This is a genomic window from Shewanella sp. SR43-4, assembly GCF_014163845.1.
In the GTDB taxonomy this organism is placed as follows: Bacteria; Pseudomonadota; Gammaproteobacteria; order Enterobacterales; family Shewanellaceae; genus Shewanella; species Shewanella vesiculosa.
Window position 1 is genome coordinate 179,694 of the sequence record NZ_JACJEB010000001.1, and the last position, 21,764, is coordinate 201,457.

General features: G+C 42.7%; 19 protein-coding genes and 1 pseudogene. 5 read left to right on the top strand and 15 right to left on the bottom strand.

The genetic code is table 11. From position 1 onward, the window contains the following. Positions 1-55 precede the first annotated feature (55 nt). Positions 56-1,462, bottom strand: coding sequence for a replicative DNA helicase (gene dnaB, locus H5123_RS00835; RefSeq protein WP_124015049.1), 1,407 nt, complete (start codon positions 1,460-1,462; stop codon positions 56-58). A 126-nt stretch (positions 1,463-1,588) separates the two neighbouring features. Here dnaB and H5123_RS00840 point away from each other — a divergent pair. Next, positions 1,589-3,778: pseudogene (locus H5123_RS00840) on the top strand (S46 family peptidase); the annotation flags it as partial. Positions 3,779-4,811: 1,033 nt separating this feature from the next. Here H5123_RS00840 and rplI read toward each other — a convergent pair. From rplI to rpsF, 4 genes are read right to left on the bottom strand one after another with little or no spacing between them, the layout of a single operon-like run. Beyond that, positions 4,812-5,264, bottom strand: a complete 453-nt coding sequence (rplI, locus tag H5123_RS00845; protein WP_182696717.1) for a 50S ribosomal protein L9 — start codon at positions 5,262-5,264, stop codon at positions 4,812-4,814. Between the two features lie 42 nt (positions 5,265-5,306). After that, a complete protein-coding gene (gene rpsR / locus H5123_RS00850) occupies positions 5,307-5,534 on the bottom strand; it encodes a 30S ribosomal protein S18 (protein WP_101085203.1) in 228 nt (75 codons plus the stop codon). Positions 5,535-5,546: 12 nt separating this feature from the next. Continuing rightward, positions 5,547-5,849, bottom strand: coding sequence for a primosomal replication protein N (gene priB, locus H5123_RS00855; protein ID WP_124732151.1), 303 nt, complete (start codon positions 5,847-5,849; stop codon positions 5,547-5,549). Between the two features lie 6 nt (positions 5,850-5,855). Beyond that, on the bottom strand, positions 5,856-6,248 hold the full coding sequence (gene rpsF / locus H5123_RS00860; RefSeq protein WP_124015053.1) for a 30S ribosomal protein S6: 393 nt from the start codon (positions 6,246-6,248) through the stop codon (positions 5,856-5,858). A 216-nt stretch (positions 6,249-6,464) separates the two neighbouring features. On the opposite strand from rpsF, the gene H5123_RS00865 reads away from it, so the two are divergent. Both H5123_RS00865 and H5123_RS00870 read left to right on the top strand, forming a co-directional pair. Further along, positions 6,465-7,217: a YdiY family protein gene (locus H5123_RS00865; RefSeq protein WP_124015054.1), complete on the top strand. Its 753-nt coding sequence runs from the start codon at positions 6,465-6,467 to the stop codon at positions 7,215-7,217. 81 nt (positions 7,218-7,298) lie between these two features. Further along, positions 7,299-8,720, top strand: a complete 1,422-nt coding sequence (locus H5123_RS00870) for an MFS transporter (protein ID WP_182696718.1) — start codon at positions 7,299-7,301, stop codon at positions 8,718-8,720. A gap of 133 nt (positions 8,721-8,853) precedes the next feature. Here the strand turns inward: H5123_RS00870 and rlmB are convergent, their stop codons facing one another. The 8 genes from rlmB to zapE form a co-directional block, all read right to left on the bottom strand. Continuing rightward, a complete protein-coding gene (rlmB, locus tag H5123_RS00875; RefSeq protein ID WP_124015056.1) occupies positions 8,854-9,594 on the bottom strand; it encodes a 23S rRNA (guanosine(2251)-2'-O)-methyltransferase RlmB in 741 nt (246 codons plus the stop codon). Between the two features lie 4 nt (positions 9,595-9,598). After that, entirely contained in the window at positions 9,599-12,082 is a 2,484-nt protein-coding gene (gene rnr, locus H5123_RS00880; RefSeq protein WP_182696719.1) for a ribonuclease R, read from the bottom strand. 37 nt (positions 12,083-12,119) lie between these two features. Next, positions 12,120-12,737, bottom strand: coding sequence for an SEL1-like repeat protein (locus H5123_RS00885; protein ID WP_165870045.1), 618 nt, complete (start codon positions 12,735-12,737; stop codon positions 12,120-12,122). A 122-nt stretch (positions 12,738-12,859) separates the two neighbouring features. Next, on the bottom strand, positions 12,860-14,155 hold the full coding sequence (locus H5123_RS00890) for an adenylosuccinate synthase (protein ID WP_124015059.1): 1,296 nt from the start codon (positions 14,153-14,155) through the stop codon (positions 12,860-12,862). A 69-nt stretch (positions 14,156-14,224) separates the two neighbouring features. Next, positions 14,225-14,413 carry a DUF2065 domain-containing protein gene (locus H5123_RS00895; protein WP_124015060.1) on the bottom strand — a complete coding sequence of 63 codons (189 nt, stop codon included), beginning with the start codon at positions 14,411-14,413 and terminating at the stop codon, positions 14,225-14,227. A gap of 540 nt (positions 14,414-14,953) precedes the next feature. Beyond that, positions 14,954-15,346, bottom strand: a complete 393-nt coding sequence (rpsI, locus tag H5123_RS00900) for a 30S ribosomal protein S9 (RefSeq protein WP_124015061.1) — start codon at positions 15,344-15,346, stop codon at positions 14,954-14,956. Between the two features lie 17 nt (positions 15,347-15,363). Further along, positions 15,364-15,792, bottom strand: coding sequence for a 50S ribosomal protein L13 (rplM, locus tag H5123_RS00905; protein ID WP_011638797.1), 429 nt, complete (start codon positions 15,790-15,792; stop codon positions 15,364-15,366). Between the two features lie 263 nt (positions 15,793-16,055). Then, positions 16,056-17,168 (bottom strand): cell division protein ZapE, encoded by a 1,113-nt coding sequence (gene zapE, locus H5123_RS00910; RefSeq protein WP_182696720.1) that lies wholly within the window; start codon positions 17,166-17,168, stop codon positions 16,056-16,058. 343 nt (positions 17,169-17,511) lie between these two features. Between zapE and degQ the strand changes: the two genes are divergently transcribed. Together degQ and degS are read left to right on the top strand one after the other, a co-directional pair. Then, the gene (gene degQ / locus H5123_RS00915) at positions 17,512-18,861 is read left to right on the top strand and encodes a Do family serine endopeptidase DegQ (RefSeq protein ID WP_124015063.1); all 1,350 of its coding nucleotides are present in this window, start codon (positions 17,512-17,514) and stop codon (positions 18,859-18,861) included. Between the two features lie 176 nt (positions 18,862-19,037). Beyond that, positions 19,038-20,117 carry an outer membrane-stress sensor serine endopeptidase DegS gene (degS, locus tag H5123_RS00920; protein ID WP_124015064.1) on the top strand — a complete coding sequence of 360 codons (1,080 nt, stop codon included), beginning with the start codon at positions 19,038-19,040 and terminating at the stop codon, positions 20,115-20,117. Positions 20,118-20,205: 88 nt separating this feature from the next. On the opposite strand, the gene murA is transcribed toward degS, so the two are convergent. Together murA and H5123_RS00930 are read right to left on the bottom strand one after the other, a co-directional pair. Next, positions 20,206-21,471, bottom strand: a complete 1,266-nt coding sequence (gene murA, locus H5123_RS00925; RefSeq protein ID WP_124015065.1) for a UDP-N-acetylglucosamine 1-carboxyvinyltransferase — start codon at positions 21,469-21,471, stop codon at positions 20,206-20,208. Positions 21,472-21,486: 15 nt separating this feature from the next. Continuing rightward, complete coding sequence (locus H5123_RS00930; protein WP_124015066.1) at positions 21,487-21,738, bottom strand: BolA family protein; 252 nt, start codon at positions 21,736-21,738, stop codon at positions 21,487-21,489. Positions 21,739-21,764 lie beyond the last annotated feature (26 nt).

Below are 21,764 nucleotides of genomic sequence, written 5' to 3' on the forward strand. Positions count from 1 at the left end.
TAAACTCGTATCATAAATAACGATACTAAAAACACAAATACAATCTAATCAATGATTAATCTTCTTCGAATTGCGGCCCAGCATAATTATCAAAACGAGAGAACTGACCTTGGAATACCAGTCGAATTCGCCCAATTGGCCCGTTACGCTGTTTACCAATAATGATTTCAGCGGTGCCTTTATCTTCTGAGCTGTCGTTATACACTTCGTCACGATAGATAAACATGATCAAATCGGCATCTTGCTCAATAGCACCCGATTCACGCAAGTCAGAGTTAATTGGGCGCTTATCGGCACGTTGCTCTAGCGAGCGGTTAAGCTGTGATAAAGCAATAACAGGCACTTCTAACTCTTTGGCTAAAGCTTTTAATGAACGAGAGATTTCTGAAATTTCTAAAGTACGATTATCTTTTAACGCTGGCACCTGCATTAACTGCAGGTAATCGATCATGATCATTGATAAGCCGCCATGCTCACGCGCAATCCGTCTGGCACGACTGCGAACTTCTGTCGGGGTTAACCCTGAGCCATCATCGATGTACATTTTACCTTGCTCAAGCATAATTCCCATGGTTGATGACACGCGAGCCCAATCTTCATCATCTAATTGACCTGTACGAATTTTGGTTTGATCAACCCGGCCGAGTGAGGCTAGCATACGCATCATGATCTGTTCTGATGGCATCTCGAGACTAAAAATAAGCACTGGTTTATCTTCATTCATGGCGGCTTGTTCGCACAAGTTCATCGCGAAGGTGGTTTTACCCATTGAAGGACGTGCGGCAACAATAATTAGGTCGCCAGACTGAAACCCGGCGGTCATTTTATCTAAGTCATTAAAACCACTTGAAACGCCGGTAACCCCGTTATGAGGATTGTTATAAAGCTGTTCAATCCTATCGACGGTTTTTTCAAGAATACTTTTAATGTTTTCCGGGCCTTCATTGGCATTGGTTCGCATTTCAGCAATTTTAAAGACTTTGGTTTCGGCTAAATCTAATAATGCACCAGAATCACGCCCTTCAGGATTGTAACCTGCATCAGCAATTTCATGAGCTACAGCAATCATGTCTCGCACCACGGCACGTTCGCGCACGATATCCGCATAAGATAAAATATTACCGGCACTGGGAGTATTTTTGGCAATTTCGCCTAAGTAAGCAAAGCCGCCGGCATCATCTAATTGATCTTCAATTTCGAGTTGTTCAGACACGGTAATCAAATCCAGCGGTTGGCCAGATTCCATTAAACGTTGCATTGCCGTAAAAATCATTCGATGAGAACGAGAATAAAAATCTTCTGGCACAACCGCTTCAGAAACACGATCCCACGCTTCAGCATCTAGCATCAACCCACCTAAGACGGATTGTTCAGCTTCAATAGAGTGAGGAGGCAATTTTAAGGCATTAACTTCTACATCTCTCTGCCTGTTTCTTGCTTTAAAAGCACCTTGCTGTGACATTAACACTCCCAATTTACAACGACTTTATAAAATATGGTATAACACCGTGGTGTAGCTTATTTCGCTGTCATTACGAATTCAAATGACAACTTCGTCAAACGCAAATAATCATTTAAGGAAAAATACATGCGTATCATACTCGTTGCAGCACTGGTGCTGACATCTGGCCTAGCTTTGGCCGATGAAGGCCAATGGCAGCCATATCAAATGCCATCCATTGCAGACAAACTTCAGCAACGTGGTATTGATATTCCCGCATCACAACTGGCCGACTTAGGGCAGTACCCAATGAATGCAGTCGTCAGTTTGGGCTATTGTACCGCCAGTTTTGTATCCCCCCAAGGCCTAGTTGTCACAAACCATCATTGTGCTTATCGCGGCATACAATATAACAGTAAAAAAGAACATAATTACCTCGCAAATGGCTTTTTAGCAAACACCCAAGCAGAGGAACCTTCCGCAGGGCCAAATGAACGTTTATACATTACCCAAGCAGTCACCAATGTGACCGATGAAGTAATGACTAACTTAAGCACCGAACCGATGGCTCGCTTTGAAGGCATAGAAACTAACAGTAAAGCCTTAATTAAACTCTGTGAAGCAGATGACAACTATCGATGTTCGGTTAACAGCTTTCATCATGGATTAGAATATTATCTGACAAAACAGTTAATTATTCGAGACGTGCGTTTGGTGTATGCACCACCCAAGAGTGTTGGCGGATTTGGCGGCGACATCGACAACTATGAATACCCTCGTCATTCTGGCGATTTTACTTTTTTACGCGCCTATGTGGGTAAAGACGGTAAGCCAGCAACGTTTAATAAAAATAACGTGCCATACCGGCCTAAAAGCTATTTAAAAATTAATGCCGATGGAGTAAAAGCTGGCGATGGTATCTTTGTTGCCGGTTTTCCAGGTTCTACCAGCCGTTACAATTTAACCAGTGAACTACAATTTGCCAGTGATTGGATATACCCAACTTACGCAAAACGCTACCAATTACAAATTGACACCATCACTTTAATGGGTGATGTCGATAACGATATCGCGCTTAAATATGCCGGTACAATCGCCTCTATGGCTAACCGGATGAAGAAACTCAATGGCTTATTAGATGGTTTCAGCGCCACCGATATTGTCGGCATTAAGCAGCAACGTGAAAATGACTTTCTCGCTTGGCTTAAAAAAGATCATGGCGCTAACCAAGAGTTAATCAATAACCTTGAAGCGTTACTCGCCGAACAACATCAACAAATGCAAACTACTTATTTCTTTAAAAATGCCCAATCTAGCGAAATGCTCCACGCCGCGAGCAAGCTTTACCGTTTAGCTCAAGAAAGAAAGAAACCCAATGATCAACGTGAATCTGGGTTTCAGCTTCGTGATATGAAAATGTTTAAAGCGGCACTTAAACGTATCGATAGTAGCTTTGATCCGGTGGTTGATAAAATCTTGTGGTTACAAGACTTACAAGCCTATATCAGCCAACCACTTAAAAACGAAGTGTTTGATAATGCCTTAAGCATTTCAGATGATTTTGAAGAGCTAGAGTCAAAGGTTGAAGGCTTATATGCACTCACTGAGCTCACTGATCAGGCTAAACGCCTTGCATGGATGAGTAAAACAGCAGAGGAGTTTGAAGTTAGCGGAGACCCATTTATTCGATTAGCTGTGGCTATTTACGATACCAATATGGCTATGGAAAAGAGCGAAAAATTACTTTACGGTAAGCTTTCATCTGTTCGTCCGGAATACATGAAGGCGATTATTGACTATTACAAATCAAATAACTGGCCTGTATATCCTGATGCTAACCGTACCCTACGCATAACTTATGGCATGGTTGATGGTTACCAATCTAAAGATGCGTTATACAAGCAGCCATTTACTCGTTTAGCAGGCATTCTAGCTAAAAACACCGGTGAAGCTCCCTACAATGCCCCGACTAAGCTGTTAGATGCAATTAAAGCTGACGACTTAGGCAAACATCGCGTCACTTCAGTCTATAAACAGCAAAGCAGTTGTCAGTTTATGTCTTGTTTAGATAAGCCTGCTGATTTTAACTCTGTACCGGTTAATTTTTTATCTAGCGCCGACACCACTGGCGGCAACTCTGGCTCACCGGTATTTAATGGTAAAGGTGAATTAGTTGGGCTTAACTTCGACTCAACTTATGAAGCGATCACTAAAGACTGGTTCTTTAACCCCACGATCACTCGCGCCGTGCATGTCGATATTCGTTATATTTTGTGGATGATGGATAAAGTCGATCACGCTGATAACTTGATAAAAGAATTAACCTTAGTGACTAATACAGCAGGAGAAACCGAGATACCAGCAGATACAGCAACTGAGGCCACTATCGAAGCGAATACCAATTTAGAGAATGACACAGTCACTGAGTCAGTACCTGAATTAACCACCACAGCAGATACTGAAGATAAAGCTGAGTTCTCTGACCAAGCAATTGAAGCCGCGACAGAAGCACAAGTAACAACTGATCTCAGTGATGAATCAGCACCTGAATTAGTCCCTACAGAAGATACTGAAGATCAACTTGAGTTATCTAACCAAGCGCCAACTGAAGCCGCTGCTGGGGTCGTAAATGAAGCCGCAAATGAACCTCAAGCAGCAAGTGAAGCCGTCAACGAAGCAACTGATGAAGCAGAGGCTGCAACAGAACTCGCGATTGAATCTGAACTCTCGAGTGAATCAGCACCTAAATTGGTCCCTACCGTAGATATTGAAGATAAAGCTGAGTTACCTAACCAAGCGACAACTGAAGCCGCTGCTGGGGTCGCAAATAAAGCCGCCAATAAACCTCAAGCAGCAAGTGAAGTAGAAGCTGAAGTCATCAACGAAGCAACTAATGAAGCACAAGCAGAATCTGAACTCTCGAGTGAATCAGTACCTAAATTGGTCCCTACAGTAGATATTGAAGATAAAGCTGAGTTACCTAACCAAGTGACAACTGCAGCCGCTGCTGGGGTCGTAAATAAAGCCGCCAATAAATCTCCAGCAGCAAGTGAAGTAGAAGCTGAAGTCATCAACGAAGCAACTAATGAAGTACAAGCAGAAGCTGAACTCGCAACTGGATCAGTAACTGAAGCCGTCACTGACATACCAGAAAAGAAACCGACTGTGGTGGATTGAGCTTAAATAAACCATAACCAAGTGAACCTTATAGCAATGTTTACTTGGTTAACATTCATTAAATAGCACATTTAAACGACCGCGATATAACCAGATAGTGCATGGAAGTGTTGTTGGAAGTGGATGAGTATTAAATGATACCCATAAAAAAACACCGCCCGGAGGCGGTGTTTTTTATGGAGCTAAAACGTAATTAAGCTTCTGCAACGATAGAAATCTTAACAACAGCTTTAACTTCAGTGTGTACTTGAACTTCAACTTCGAAGTTACCAGTAGTGCGTAAAGCACCTAAAGGTAAACGAACTTCAGATTTAGCAAGTGCTACGCCAGCTGCAGTAACTGCATCAGCGATATCACGGTTGCCAATTGAGCCGAATAATTTACCTTCATCACCTGCTTTAGAAGCAATAACAACAGCTTCTAATGCAGTTAATTTTTCAGCACGAACTGTCGCAGCAGCTAATTCAGCAGCTACTTTAGCTTCTAATTCAGCACGACGAGTTTCAAATACTTCAGTGTTTGCTGCGTTTGCTACAACTGCTTTACCATAAGGTAAAAGGAAGTTACGAGCATAACCAGCTTTAACAGAAACTTGATCGCCTAGGCTACCTAAGTTTGCAACTTTATCTAGCAAAATAACATTCATTATCAAATCCTCTATATTCTATTAGGAATTAATACTGCAATATTACTGATGTAAATCAGTATATGGCAGTAGAGAAAGATAACGAGCACGCTTGATAGCGCGAGCTAGTTGGCGTTGATATCTAGCACTGGTACCAGTGATACGGCTAGGAACAATCTTGCCGCTTTCAGTGATGTAGTTCTTTAAAGTAACGATATCTTTATAATCAATCTCCACAACACCTTCAGCGGTGAAGCGGCAGAACTTGCGACGACGGAAATAACGTGCCATTTTGACAGTCTCCTAAGTTTTCAATTCGACATTTTCAGCATGCAAGACTAAACGGTTTTGTCCATTTCGCCCTTGTTGTAGTGAAAGAAACCCTTCAACATCAACTTGCACACCTGCTTGTAATTTATTTGCTACGCTATTAAAGCGCGGACCACTTAATATCACTTGGATCAAACAGTAGACGTTTCTCAACATTTCTACTTCTTGCCGCTGTGATTTATGCTCTACCGTTATCACCACATGGGCAATCCCGCTTGGGCTATCTAATCGTCTTGTACGAGTTATCGTGCCAGACAACACTAAGTGATTATTCAAAAAAAATTATTCAGCGTTTTCTTCAGCGCTTTCTTCTGCATTACGGTCATCAGAAGGTGAACGACGTGAATCACGTTCGTCTCTTGCTTTTGCCATAGGAGAAGCTTCAGTAACGGCCACTTTAGTGCGCATTACCATGTTACGCAGAACAGCGTCGTTGAAACGGAAAGCTGTTTCTAGTTCTTCGATAGACTCTGCAGATGCTTCTACGTTCAAAAGAACATAGTGAGCTTTATGTAGGTCTTGGATCGGGTAAGCCAATTGACGACGGCCCCAATCTTCTAAACGGTGGATTGTACCATTAGCAGCGGTGATAACACCGGTGTAACGCTCAATCATACCTGGGACTTGTTCACTTTGATCTGGGTGAACCATAAATACGATTTCATAATGACGCATTTATTGCTCCTTACGGTTAAGTAGCCTCTTTTCTGGCTCAGTCAGACCAATGTGGAGGCAAGGAACGAATTAAAGTGACTGATTTGAGCGCGCGATGATACATAAAGTGTACGATAAACTCAAGCACTAACTCACTCTTTTCAGCAATCTTGATTACAGGTATGATGGCCGCAGTCCGAAATACCGCGTTTACGCCATCAAGAATAAAACACTTTAATGATGACCATGAAAAACATAGTAACAACATGCTGCCTCTTTTTATTGTCTGCTCCGGCATGGGCCTTAGTTCCACCTGATTATCAGGAACCACCCAGCAGTTTTAATGCTGAGGTAGAAGCTGGCTTGCAATTAAATAGCGGTAACAACGAAACTAAAAACTTCAACGGTCGAACTTATTTAACTTATGATTCGAAGAACACTAAGCAAGAAGCAACATTAAAGGCTTATTATGCTGCTGATGGTAATGAGTCTACTGCTGAGCGTTACGAATTATACTTACAGTCTAACTACAAGCTAGAGCGCGGTTATATATTTGGCCGTGGTGAATTTACTTGGGATCAATTTGGTTCGTACACTCGAATATCTACTATTTCAACAGGTTATGGTTTTGATTTAATTAAGAACAATAGAACAAAACTGAGCCTTGAAGCTGGTCCGGGTTATCGTTACGACCAACCACAAGGCAGTGTTGCAGAACCCGATCCTGATGCAAACCGCGATATTATTTTACGTTCGGCGGCTAAATACACAGTTAAACTGCAAGAATACACTAGCTTTAATGCTGATGTGACAGCTGAAACAGGTCAGACTAATAATACCTTAACCCTTGATATGAGTTATAAAAACACCTTTATTCAAGATTGGGCATTTAAAATAGGTATGAATATCAAGTACACTGAAGTGGTTCCTGATGACAGTAAAAATACTGACACCATCACCACATTCAACTTGTTGTATACGTTTCAATAATTATTGACCTTAAATGAAGCGAAACAAGACCATTAATCAATGAGGCAAACGAGGCCTTACTGAAAAAATAAAGGCCAAGTTATGGACAGCCCGCTACGCAGTTTTGCCTCATTATATAGCACCACCTTTTTGATGGTGCTTGCTGCAGGTCTACTGACCACATACTTAGGCCTAAGTCTCACCACAATGCAGGTGCCACAAATATGGATTGGTGGCATGATGTCAGCTTACTATATTGGCCTAGTCTGCGGCTCTAAAGTTGGCCATAAACTGATTGCGCAAGTCGGTCATATTCGTGCTTTTGTTGCCTGTGCGGGCATAGTGACTGCCTCTGCATTGGGTCATGCCCTCATCGATAATTTAGCCATTTGGCTAGTATTGCGCCTCGCAGTGGGTATGGGAATGATGTGCCAATATATGGTGTTAGAAAGCTGGCTCAACGAGCAGGCAGAAAACAACCAACGTGGTACTGTTTTTGCGAGCTACATGATCGTATCTTATTTAGCGCTAATGGCTGGGCAAGGAGCTATTAGTTTATATCCCGATTTAGGCTTAGAGCCACTGTTGTTGATTGCCATCTGTTTTGCCTTATGTATCGTACCTATTTCGATCACGCGCAGAATTCACCCCGAACCGTTAACACCTGCCCCATTACAAATGGGACTCTATTGGAAAAGAGCGCCCCAAGCTCTGACAACCATAGCCTTAGGGAGCATGATAGTCGGCTGTTTTTATGGTTTGGCTCCCTCTTATGCCACGGCTAAAGGTATTGATCCTGAGCACGTTGCACTCTATATGTCGTGTACCATTTTTGCAGGATTGCTAGCCCAATGGCCAATGGGTAAATTATCCGATGTCATCTCTCGTAGCTTATTAATTCGAATTAACTGCGCTTTATTAGGCGTCATAGTGTTGATCATTACGATAATCCCATTCCACGCAGTATCTTCGTTAATATTAACCAGCTTATTTGGTATTTTAGCGTTTACCTTGTATCCATTAGCAACTGCATTAGCCAATTCGCGCGTTGAACAACATGAGCGGGTAGGGCTATCTGCCACAATCTTAGTCACCTTTGGTATTGGCGCAAGTATTGGTCCTTTAGTCGCTTCTGGCTTAATGCAAGCATTAGGTGATCAAATGCTATATGGATTTATGGCGATGTGCTCATTCACCTTATTGGCAAGGCTACTGTGGATTAATGTGCGTCAAAAAGCTGAGCAAACAAGTACTGGAGATTACATGATGGCAGGGGGCGACTTAGTCAGCTCACCATTAGCAGCATCATTTGATCCACGTGTTGACATTGAAATGGTCAACGAACAAATGATCAATCCCGCTGAAGATGCATTCGATGCCCAACCGGAATCAACCAATGATGAGTTTGATGATGCTGATGAGCAAGCTGAATATAATACCTCTTATGCCAGTGTGAGCGAAGAAACCTTGATACCAGAGGAGTTAGATGACGAGGATGTCGATAACGAAATTGGCAGACGCTAATGTTTTTTCTGGCTTTGATTGTAAAAGCTAAAGACTGACACCCATCAATAACCTAACACAAACTAAACTCGAGATAATAAAAAACGGCGATAAATATCGCCGTTTTTTTATGTCGTTCTACTGCAGGCAATAATTAACCTAAACGCTGCCTGACGGCTTCAAATAAGCACACCCCAGTGGCAACGGACACGTTAAGGCTCGACACACTGCCAGCCATTGGGATCGAAACCAACGAATCGCAGCCTTCGCGTGACAAACGACGCAAACCTTTATCTTCAGCACCCATAGCAATCGCTAGAGGCCCCTTAAGGTCCGCTTGGTATACATTACCATCTGCTTCGCCTGCTGTGCCGACAATCCAGACACCTTTGTCTTGAAGATGACGCATGGTACGAGCAAGATTGGTCACTTGGAATAACGGTACCGTTTCTGCTGCGCCACAAGCCACTTTGCTGACGGTTGAGGTTAATCCAACTGAATTATCTTTAGGTACAATAACCGCATGTACCCCAGCGGCATCGGCATTACGTAAGCAAGCACCAAGATTATGTGGGTCGGTTACACCGTCTAAAATGAGTAAAAAAGGCACTTCTGTTTTATCAAGTAATGCGTCTAAATCAGTTTCTGTCAAAGGTTTTACCGCTTTTACACGCGCGACAATACCTTGGTGTTGTGAGCTACCCGCTTTGTCGTCTAACACTTTACGTGCAGCACGTTGCAATGTAGTACCAAACGTTGATGCGATATTAATCAATGGCGTTAAGCGTTCGTCATCACGGCCTTGTAACAGCCAAAGTTCAATCACACGTTCAGGGCTATGATTTAATAATGCTTCAACGGCATGAATGCCAAAAATGGTATCTTGTTTTTTCATTTAATTACTTTCTCTTGCTGCGCTTGGCAGGGGTTTTCTTAACGCTAGAATTCGGTTTTGTGGTATCAGCTTTTTGCTCTGCCGCGGTGGACTTCTTAGCCGCCACTGGCTTGCTCGCAGGCGATGACGCTTTATTGCTTGAGCGACGTTTACTGGCCTTAGGCTTATCCGACTTAGATTTGTCTGACTTAGGTTTATCTGTCGACTTACCTTTACGTGCGGCTTTAGCCCCTTCAACATTCACTCGTTCACGAGCCGTTGAAGGCTTGCTGCCTTTACGTGCCGATTTGCCTGCGCCTTTACTATTGTCACCCACCATCAACAAGTCAATTTGACGATCATCAAGATTAACCGCAGCAACCTTAACAGTAACAGCATCACCCACTTGATACACTTGGCGAGTGTTTTCACCAACCAGTCGTTGACGCATTGGATCGAATTGGTAGTAGTCGCTGGCAAGGCTTGATATGTGTACTAAGCCATCAATAAATAATTCGTTTAATCTAACAAACAGACCAAAGCTAGTGACTGAAGCAATGACGGCATCAAAGGTATCACCGACGTGATCTTGCATGTATTCACATTTTAACCAATCACTGACATCGCGAGTGGCTTCATCTGCGCGGCGCTCAGTGGTTGAACATTCTTCACCTAATAGATCTAACTCTTCAAGCTGATAAAGATAACCGCCATCTTGAGTCCACTTGTCGGTGACATCGCCCTGCTCTTTTGCGAGTAAATACTTAATCACTCGATGTAAAATCAAATCAGGGTAACGACGAATTGGCGAAGTGAAATGCGAATACGCTTCTAATGCTAAACCAAAATGACCTTCGTTATCTGGGCTGTAAACAGCTTGGCGCATTGAGCGCAATAACATCACCTGAATTAACTCAAAGTCAGGACGGTCAGCAATTTTTAACATCAGATTTTGATAGTCAGTCGGGGTTGGCTCTAAGCCACCATCCATGCTTAAGCCGCGCTCAGCAAGAAACTCTTTAAAGTTAGCCAGTTTTTGTTCTGACGGCGCTTCATGCACACGATACAGCACCTCACCTTTGTGTTTTTTGACAAACTTTGCCGAAGCCACGTTGGCTAAAATCATACATTCTTCAATGATTTTATGCGCTTGGTTGCGGCCTCGTGGGACGATTTTGTCAATTTTACGCTGCTCATTAAAGATAAACTGCGTTTCTAAGGTTTCAAATGCAATAGCACCACGTTCAGCACGACGCTCATCTAAGGTGAGATATAACGACTGCAAACATAATAAATGTGGGAATAGCGCTTCATGCTCAGGGGCTATTGGGCCACCTTCTAGCATGTCAGCAACTTGGGTATAGGTAAAACGAGCATGAGAATGCATTACTGCTGGATAAAACTTGGTGCCCGATAACTTACCCGCTGCAGAAATTGTCATCTCAGCAACCATACATAAACGGTCGACTTTTGGCATTAATGAACACAAGCCATTAGATATTTTCTCAGGCAGCATAGGAATAACTTGCGACGGGAAATACACCGAATTACCACGTGCGCGCGCTTCAGTATCTAATGCTGAATCAGTACGTACATAATGGCTCACATCAGCTATCGCCACCCATAAACGCCAGCCGCCACTTGGTTTTGCTTCAGCATATACCGCATCATCAAAATCACGGGCATCTTCGCCATCAATAGTGACCAAGGGTAAATGGCGTAAATCGACGCGACCTAATTTATCTTCTTCGGTGACTTCGTCAGGAATACGTTTGAGTTTTTTCTCAATAATCGCTGACCAAGTGTGGGGTAAATCATAATTACGTAAGGCAATTTCAATTTCCATACCCGGTGCCATGGTCTTACCCAGGACTTCGGTCACTTTCGCTGCCGCTTTAACAAAACGACCAGGGCGACGGGTTAACTCAACCACCACCACATCACCGGCGCGGGCGCCTAGGGTATCTTCGCTGGCGATTAATATTTCTTGGGTGATGCGTCTGTCATCTGCAATCACAAAGCCCATACCGGCGTCGACGTGGTAACGGCCAACTAAGGCAGCGGTTCGCTCATGAACTAAGCGCACAATTCGAGCTTCACGACGACCACGACGATCAGTACCCGCTTTTTGTGCTAGCACTTTATCGCCATGGAAATACATCAGCATATCGCGATTACTGATAAATAAGTCATCACCGCCTTCATCAGGCTTAAAGAAGCCAAATCCATCGCGGTGGCCTAAAACGGTACCAGACAATAAATCCATACGCTCAGGTAAGCCATAGCTTTGCCCGCGAGTAAAGACTAACTGGCCATCACGTTCCATCGCACGTAAACGACGACGAAGTGCTTCTAATGGCACTTCATCGGTAATGGATAATGCTTCAGCTATTTTATCGCGGGTAACAGGAGACTTTTGGGCACGCAAGTATTCTAAAATATACTCACGGCTAGGAATAGGATTGTCGTACTTGTCTTGTTCTCTCTCAAAATGAGGATCGTTGATCATTCAATTTCCAAATAATTCGCTCCATATTGTGGAGCCTTTAACGTGTGTACAGCTGTGGCTGCTGTGCCCTGGCCACTATACTGGCAGGCATTTTTGCAGCGAGCATCTGTAATAAAGACGAAGCTTTTTTCTGTTGAGCATCGTCATCAAATATACTGTTATATAACCAATGATAGCCAAGTTCATAATCGGCAGGACTTCCATAGCCTTCACCAAATAAACGAACTAATGTCATTCTTGCGGTTAAATCCCCATTAGCTGCCGCAGGCAACACATATTGCACTGCACGATTGGGATCTTTAACCACTAGTTTACCGCGATAATAATAATCTGCCAATTTTACCATCGCTTCAGCACTGCCTTGCTCGGCAGAAGTTTGCAGCAATGCCATACCGCGTGAAGGATGAGCCTTAACACACACACCGTTATTAAGCATTTCACCCCATAAAAACTGATACATGGGTTGCTGTAATACTTCAGCACGGGCTTCAATATCTTGAACCAACTGACAGTCGTCTGCTTTGACGCGTTGTAAATATTGATTTGAGCGGATGAGCGAAATCAATTGTTGATCGCTATAGATATCGACGGCTTCTGTCACCGCAAATACATTGATGGAAACGACACTCAATAACAATAAACAGATACGCAACATAAGGATTCTCGCTGACACTTTCATGGTTTATCCATCGGCAGTATAGCGTATTTCTTGAGTAGAAACTGTTACAAGCGTTAATTAGGCTCATTAAAAAGGCCGCTTATCGCGGCCTCTTTAGTTTACTTGAACGGACTAACCAAAATCATGGTTTCATTTCTGTCCGGCCCAGTAGAGATAATATCAATAGGCGTCTCTAATAACTCTTCAAGACGTTTGATATAGTTCATTGCCGCGGTAGGCAACTGCTCGATTGATGTAGCACCAAAAGTGTTTTCACTCCAACCAGGCATAGTTTCGTATATTGGCGTAACTAAATCATAACCTTCTGCAGCCAAAGGAGTTACCTTAGAAACTGTTCCATCAGGATATTGATAGCCAACACAGATTTTAACTTCTTTTAGACCGTCTAAAACGTCTAATTTAGTTAAACAAAAACCACTAACGCTATTGATTTGAACCGCACGGCGCATGGCCACTGCATCCAACCAACCTGGACGACGTTTACGACCAGTCGTTGCACCAAACTCTTGGCCTTTCTCACCAATATAATCGCCAATTTCGTTGGCTAATTCTGTTGGGAATGGACCAGCACCGACGCGAGTCGTGTAAGCTTTCATGATGCCTAAAACATAGTCTAAATGACGAGGACCAAAACCTGAACCTGTCGCTACACCGCCAGCTGTTGTGTTTGATGACGTCACGAATGGATAAGTACCGTGGTCGATATCCAATAATGTGCCTTGAGCGCCTTCAAATAGAATCGGCTCACCCGCTTTACGCGCAGCATCAAGCATTTCACTGACATCAGTACACATGCTTTTCAGATAATCAGCAATCGCTAATGCATCATCAAGTGTTTGCTGATAATCAACAGCTTCAACTTTGTAATACTCAGTTAGCATGAAGTTATGATATTTCATCACTTCTTTTAACTTAGTTGCGAAAAGTTCTGCATTAAACAAATCACCGATGCGTAAACCGCGACGAGAAACTTTGTCTTCATATGCAGGACCAATACCACGTCCAGTTGTACCAATGGCTTGATTACCGCGCGCTTTCTCGCGAGCAATATCCAATGCACAATGGAACGGAAGGATAAGCGGACATGCTTCAGAAATTAATAAACGCTCTTCTACAGGTACGCCACGTCCTTTGAGCATGTTGATTTCTTTCATCAACGCATCAGGAGCAACAACCACACCATTACCGATAATGCATTTTACGTTATCACGTAAAATCCCAGACGGAATAAGATGAAGAACGGTTTTTTCACCATCAATTACCAAAGTGTGACCAGCATTATGGCCGCCTTGGTAACGAACTACGTATTTTGCCTGTTCTGTTAAAAGGTCGACAATCTTACCTTTGCCTTCGTCACCCCATTGAGTGCCGAGTACGACTACATTTTTGCCCATTATTAGCTGCAACGTCTTGTGGTATAAAATAGAATTTTAACAGGTTTTAGGGGGTTATAGGCAAGTATTTTATTGAAAAATGATCAATAAAACGGCTCCTGTTGTTACTAAGCAGCCACCTAAGCGTCTGAGAACATTTTGCTTTTGTGTCGAAAGCTCTAATAAATATTTTTGCCACTTGTTAGGAAAAAGTAATGGACCTAGCCCTTCAAGGATTAAAACTAACCCAAATGCACTCATTAATAACGGTATATTCATGTTTTAGCCTCTCTTTTATTGAGCCTTATTATATTCAATATCTGCTTGATTAGCCTAAGAAGACGTTAAGCATGATTGGCAACTGCGTTTAATCTGCCTTATAAATACATTACCTTAATACGCCAAGTCCCCTGCTGTCTTAAATCAAAACGTTCAATCTAGTGAGCACTATTAGTAGTACATCTTTATTCAATGCATTTCGACCTTATAAGTCACAAGCTTGTAAACCTCATGCCTAATACCTAATGCCAAAAAAGTTAACCTGAACGGGAAATAAGCGCTGATATAAGAGATGAAACTAAGTAAGGTAAAATAACCACTTTCGGCCTATGTCATATCAAACTTGCCATTTGCTTTTACGGGTAAGGAGAAGTGACTTATTCCAGGCTAGGTTAATATCCAGTTTATTAAGAGCTGAACTCGCAGGACAAAAGAGCGCTTGATGGCTGCTGATGAATAAAATTGCTGCAGTGTAAAGTGATAAAATTTAGGCAATAAAAAACCCAGCATAAGCTGGGTTTTTTGAATCCAAAAAACGAATTAACGCTTAGAGAATTGTGGCTTACGACGTGCTTTACGTAGACCAACTTTCTTACGTTCAACTTTACGAGCATCACGGGTAACAAAACCAGCGGTACGTAGAGTAGGACGTAAAGCTTCGTCTAGTTGCAATAGTGCACGGGTAATACCGTGACGAATTGCACCAGCTTGGCCAGTAGTACCACCGCCCTTAACTGTTACATAGATGTCTAATTTATCAGTCATTTCAACTAATTCTAATGGTTGACGAACAACCATACGAGCAGTTTCACGACCAAAATAAACATCCAAAGGACGTTGGTTTACAACGATATTGCCACTACCTGCTTTAGCGAAAACGCGAGCTGTAGATGTTTTGCGACGGCCAGTGCCGTAGTACTGAGTTGCAGACATTTGCTTACTCCTCCCGTTTAGATATCAAGAACTTGTGGTTGTTGTGCAGCGTGGTTATGTTCTGTGCCAGCATAAACTTTAAGTTTACGGAACATGGCACGGCCCAAAGGACCTTTTGGTAACATACCCTTAACTGCTTTCTCGATGATCATTTCAGGCTTATGAGCTTGAAGCTTCTCAAAGCTGATTTGCTTAATGCCACCAATGAAGCCTGAATGAGAGTAGTAGATCTTACCGGCTGCTTTATTACCAGTTACAGTCACTTTTTCAGCATTGATAACGATGATGTAATCACCGGTGTCAACGTGTGGAGTGTATTCTGGCTTATGCTTGCCACGTAAGCGAGTTGCGATTTCAGTTGCGATACGGCCTAAAGTTTTGCCTTCAGCGTCAACAACAAACCAGTCACGAGTTACAGTTTCTGGTGTAGCAGTAAAAGTCTTCATTATTACAAAAACCCAAAGTTAATTTTCTGTCTCACATGCCGACTGCAGGTTGCAATCAACACAAAATTACCGATTCTTGCCCCTTCGAACATGAATATTGGCTTACAACTTCCGCCCAAATTGGCGGATTAACGCGGGCAGGTCGCAGATTATACGCAAAGCCACAGCAAAGATCACCTGATTTCTGATAATATTTTAAATAAACTGCTCTATTTCGGCTGAATAATTAACCGCCTGCTTTTTTTAAAAATCTCACGGCTAGCCTATGGTAAATGTTCCAGCGCCAGATACTCTCTCGATTGCATTTCAATCAGTCTTGAGCGACAACGTCTGAACTCAAACGTTAACTGGCCATCGGTATAAATCTGCTCTAATTCCACTTGCGCAGAAATAATCAATTTCACATTTCGCTCGTAAAACTCATCAACCATGGCTAAAAAGCGTCTGGCAATATCATCACCAGTTTGCTGTGAACCCATTTGCTCTAATCCACTCAATAACACAGTATGATAAAGGCATGCCATTTCCATGTAATCTCGCTGTGAACGAGGGCCATCGCAGAGATCACGAAAATTAATTAACAGTACACCTTGTGACTGTTGACGAATGCGAATGGCACGGCCATCAATTTCTATCGGTGCAGTAAGTCTTTCTGATTCGGTCGCGAGTTGATCAAAGTAATGCAACAAGTTGATGTCTGCTTGTTCATCGAGTGGATGATGATAAATCTCAGCCTGCTCTAAGGTGCGAAGACGGTAATCGATACCTGAATCGACATTGAGAATTTCACATTGTTGATTAATCAACGCAATCGCAGGTAAAAAACGCGCTCGCTGTAAACCGTTTTTATATAATTCATCGGGGATGATGTTTGAGGTAGCAACGAGTGCAACCCCTTCTTTGAACAATGCTTGAAATAGAGTCCCCAATAACATGGCATCGGTAATATCAGAGACAAAAAACTCATCAAAACAAATAATTTTATATTGCGACGCCATCTTCTTGGCTATAGACAATAGCGGATCTTGTACACCTTTTAACTCGCCTAAGTCATGATGGATTTGATGCATAAACCGATGAAAATGAGCTCGTAATTTTTGCTCAATAGGCAATGAGTCAAAAAAAGTATCCATTAAATAGGTTTTACCGCGACCAACGCCGCCCCATAAATACAAGCCTTTTACCGCTGCAGGTGTTGATTTAACCCCAACGGCAGCAAACAATTTATTAATACCAGATATCGGTTTAGCCGCGACCATTAATTCATCGTAAACGCGTTGTAATGATTTTACCGCTTTTTCTTGTGCGGCATCATGTGAAAAATCTTCTCGGGTAAGGTCTTGCTGATAATGCTGCCAAGGGGTTAACTGCGACACGATTACGACTCTCTTACATCAAATAATTGCTGCGAATAATAACATTAAACAACAAGTACGAGTAATGGCTTCAAAGGATCAAATTAACCTTTGTTAATAAAAATGCAACTAACCAGATGAGCACTACTCTGATTGATTATCGTCAACTGACTTATTTTTTACTTACTTGTTATTGCAAACGAACTGATTAGCTCACCATTTCAAAACGGGCTCGCAACAGCACTAATATAAATGATTAACGATATTTAACTTTAAAATAATGCCCTCAAGCCACATATTTTATGTCATCAAACCACATATTTTAATGTCATAAAGCTTGAATGCATACAGGAGCTATCCATAGATGAAAACCAAATTAAGTTTACTTTCTGCTGCGTTATTAACGGCATCGTTAGCCATAGCACCAACACTATCGCTCGCTGCCATTCCACAAGCGGTTGACGGCCAAGCTATTCCTAGTTTAGCGCCAATGCTAGAACGCACTACACCTGCGGTGGTATCAGTAGCAGTATCTGGTACTCAAGTATCAAAACAACGCGTCCCTGATGTATTTCGCTACTTCTTTGGTCCAAACGCTCCACAAGAACAAGTTCAAGAACGTCCTTTTAGAGGGTTAGGTTCAGGGGTCATTATCGATGCTGATAAAGGCTATATCATTACTAATAACCACGTTATTAACGGTGCAGACGATATTAAAGTCGGTTTACATGATGGTCGCGAAGTCACGGCTAAACTCATTGGCGCAGATAAAGAGTCTGATATTGCCCTGCTGCAAATTGAAGCGAAAAACTTAGTCGCGATTAAGCAAACTGATTCTGACGACATCCGCGTTGGTGATTTTGCAGTTGCCATCGGTAACCCATTTGGGCTTGGACAAACTGTAACGTCAGGAATAGTCAGCGCACTCGGCCGCAGTGGTTTAGGCATTGAAATGCTAGAAAACTTTATCCAAACTGATGCCGCGATAAATAGTGGTAACTCTGGCGGTGCATTAGTTAACTTAAAAGGTGAACTCATCGGTATTAATACCGCGATTGTCGCCCCAAATGGCGGTAACGTTGGTATTGGTTTCGCTATCCCAGCCAATATGGTTAACAACCTTGTTGAACAGATTATTGAGCACGGTGAAGTACGACGCGGCGTATTAGGGGTATCAGGTCGCGATCTTGATAATGAACTTGCCAAAGCGTTTGGTTTAGATACCCAGCACGGCGGTTTCGTTAATGAAGTGATGCCAAAAAGTGCTGCTGATAAAGCAGGATTAAAAGCGGGTGATATTATTGTCAGCCTCAATGGGCGGAGTATTAAAACCTTCCAGGAATTACGCGCAAAAGTAGCCACTATGGGTGCTGGTGCCGAGGTTGAATTCGGAATTATTCGTGACGGCGATACGAAGAAGATTAAAGCGACACTAGGTGAAGCAGACAAAGTTGAGGCTGAAGCCGGTAGCGTACATCCTATGTTACAAGGCGCAACACTTGAGGACAGTAAAAAAGGTATTGAGATCACTGATATTGCTCAAGGTTCACCAGCAGCAATGAGTGGCTTAGTCAAAGGTGACTTAATTGTGGGGCTTAATCGCAGTAAAGTGACCAGCCTTAAAGCATTAAAAGAAATGCTAAAAGACAATAAAAACTCTGTGGCACTGAAGATATTACGTGACAATAACTTACTCTACCTTGTTTTACGCTAATGCAGTTGACGCTAACATAGTTGACACTTAATTTACCTCATCACAGCTATAAGAATCATCAGGTTATAGTCTGTGATACCCGTTCAAGAATGAAGCATCGGCCAACTTTTGGTCGGTGCTTATTTATTTGAGCTATGTTAATATAACAGCCATTTTTTTTAACAATTATTCAAGCCATGAACCTAAAAGACACTTGCATCTATATAACTAAAGCTGTGGTATTTGGTCTAATTATGGCTGCTGTTTTTTTAGCCATAACAGCGTTAATGCAAAATTCCTCATTCAACAATAGCCTCACAAATGTCAGCAATAGTGGCTCAGAATTATCTTTCGCTAAAGCCGTTCGTCGAGCCGCACCTGCAGTAGCCAATATTTATAGCCTTAGCATTGATCAACGTAATCCGCTCAATTCAAGCTCACTTCAAGGCCTTGGCTCTGGCGTGATAATGAGTAAAGAAGGCTATGTGCTCACAAATTATCATGTGATAAAAAAAGCCGACGAGATTGTTATTGCGCTACAAGATGGGCGTAAATTTACTGCTGAAGTAGTTGGTTCTGATCAAGAGACAGATTTAGCAGTACTTAAAATTGAAGGCGATAATTTACCTATAGTACCGATTAATCTCGATAAACTAGCCCAAGTAGGCGATGTGGTGCTAGCCATTGGTAATCCATACAATATTGGCCAAACAATTACTCAGGGAATTATTAGTGCAACAGGACGTAATGGCTTAAGTTCAGGTTACCTCGACTTTTTGCAAACAGACGCAGCCATTAATGCTGGTAACTCAGGCGGAGCACTAATCGATACCGGCGGTGAATTAATCGGTATCAATACCGCGGCATTCCAAGTGGGTAATGATAGTGGCGGTAATGGGATTAGTTTCGCTATCCCCATTAAGTTAGCCCACAGCATTATGGATAAATTGATTAAACATGGCCGAGTTATCCGTGGTGCCTTAGGTATTTCAGGTGAACCACTTAATCCGGTAATGGCACAGATACTCAACCTACCCGATTTAAAAGGTGTGTTAGTGACGGGTATCGATCCTGACGGACCAGCGGCTCGTGCACGCTTAACGCCAAGAGATGTCATTACCCAATATAATGATGAAGATGTCCCGGGAGTTGAAATGTTGATGGACAGAATTGCAGAGACCCCCCCAGGAACTAAAGTCAACATGACCATTATACGTGAGGGTAAGCGTCAAATACTGCCAGTCATTATTGCAGAAAAAGCCACAGCGCCTGAGTAAGACCTATTACTAATTAAATCAACGTTATAAAAAAGCCATTCATTTGAATGGCTTTTTTATGAGGTATTTTCTGCTCAGCGAGATAAACCTAAGAGTTCTTCACGCGAACAACTTCAGCACCTAAACCTTGAAACTTGGCTTCAATATGCTCGTAACCACGGTCAAGGTGATATATACGATCGACTGTAGTTAAGCCATCAGCCATTAAGCCTGCAATCACTAAGCTGGCAGAGGCGCGTAAATCTGTCGCCATCACTTGGGCACCGTTTAAACGCTCAGTACCATGGATGATACAAGTATTACCTTCTTGCTCTATATCTGCGCCCATGCGGCTTAATTCAGGAACGTGCATGAAGCGATTCTCAAAGATAGTCTCAGTAACACGACCTGTGCCTTGAGCAAGTGCATTCAACACACAAAATTGCGCTTGCATATCGGTTGGAAACGCAGGATAAGGTGCGGTTTTAATATTAACAGACTTTGGACGTTGGCCTTTCATGTCAAGCTCAATCCAATCTTCGCCAGTTGTGATCTCAGCACCGGCATCTTCAAGCTTAGATAATACCGCTTCTAAGGTTTTAGGATCGGCTGATACACAACGAATCTTACCGCGAGTAACGGCTGCGGCAACCAAGAATGAACCGGTTTCGATACGATCTGGCATGACGCGGTATTCACAACCCGATAGACGTTCCACACCTTCAATCGTCAACGTGGCAGAACCAACACCAGTGATTTTTGCTCCCATGGCAATTAAGCAATGAGCTAAGTCAGTCACTTCAGGTTCACGGGCCGCATTTTCAATGACTGTCGTGCCATCAGCTAATGCTGCAGCCATCAGCAAGTTTTCTGTTGCGCCGACACTGACCATATCCATAAAGATATGAGCGCCTTTTAAACGGCCATCAACACGCGCTTTAATGTAGCCTTCCTTGACTTCAATTTTGGCACCCATTAACTCTAAGCCATGTAAATGCAGGTTCACCGGACGAGCACCAATGGCACAACCGCCAGGTAAAGAAACATCTGCAGTACCATAACGGGCAAGCAGCGGGCCTAAAATAAGAATCGATGCACGCATTGTTTTGACTAAATCATAAGGCGCGCAATATTCATTTAAGTTAGAGGTAGAAATACGAATGCGGCTACCGCCGAGGTCTTCAACTTCGGCACCTAAACAACGTAATAATTCACAACTGGTGATCACGTCGCGTAAGTTGGGAACATTTGAGACAATAAAATCTGTTTCGGCTAATACGCCAGCCATTAAAATGGGGAGTGCCGCATTTTTTGCACCAGAGATCACGACTTCACCAGCTAAAGGCTTGCTGGCTTTAATAGTTAATTTATCCACTGTGAATCTCTGTTGTTACATATTGAAAAGTTTTTCACGCTTCCACTGAGTCGGCGTAAAAGTTTTAATTGTTAACGCATGCAATTCACCACTGGCAATCTGCTCAGCTAAAGGACTGTAAATTGCTTGCTGTTGTTTTACCCGGCTCATACCATCAAAACACTCACCTACGGCGACGACTTTGTAGTGACTGCCATCCGAGGTAACGTGCGCTTCAGTGAGCGACAACGCCTCAGTTAAAATTTGTTCTATAACATTGCATTCCATGGAATCAATTACCTTTACTATTCGTT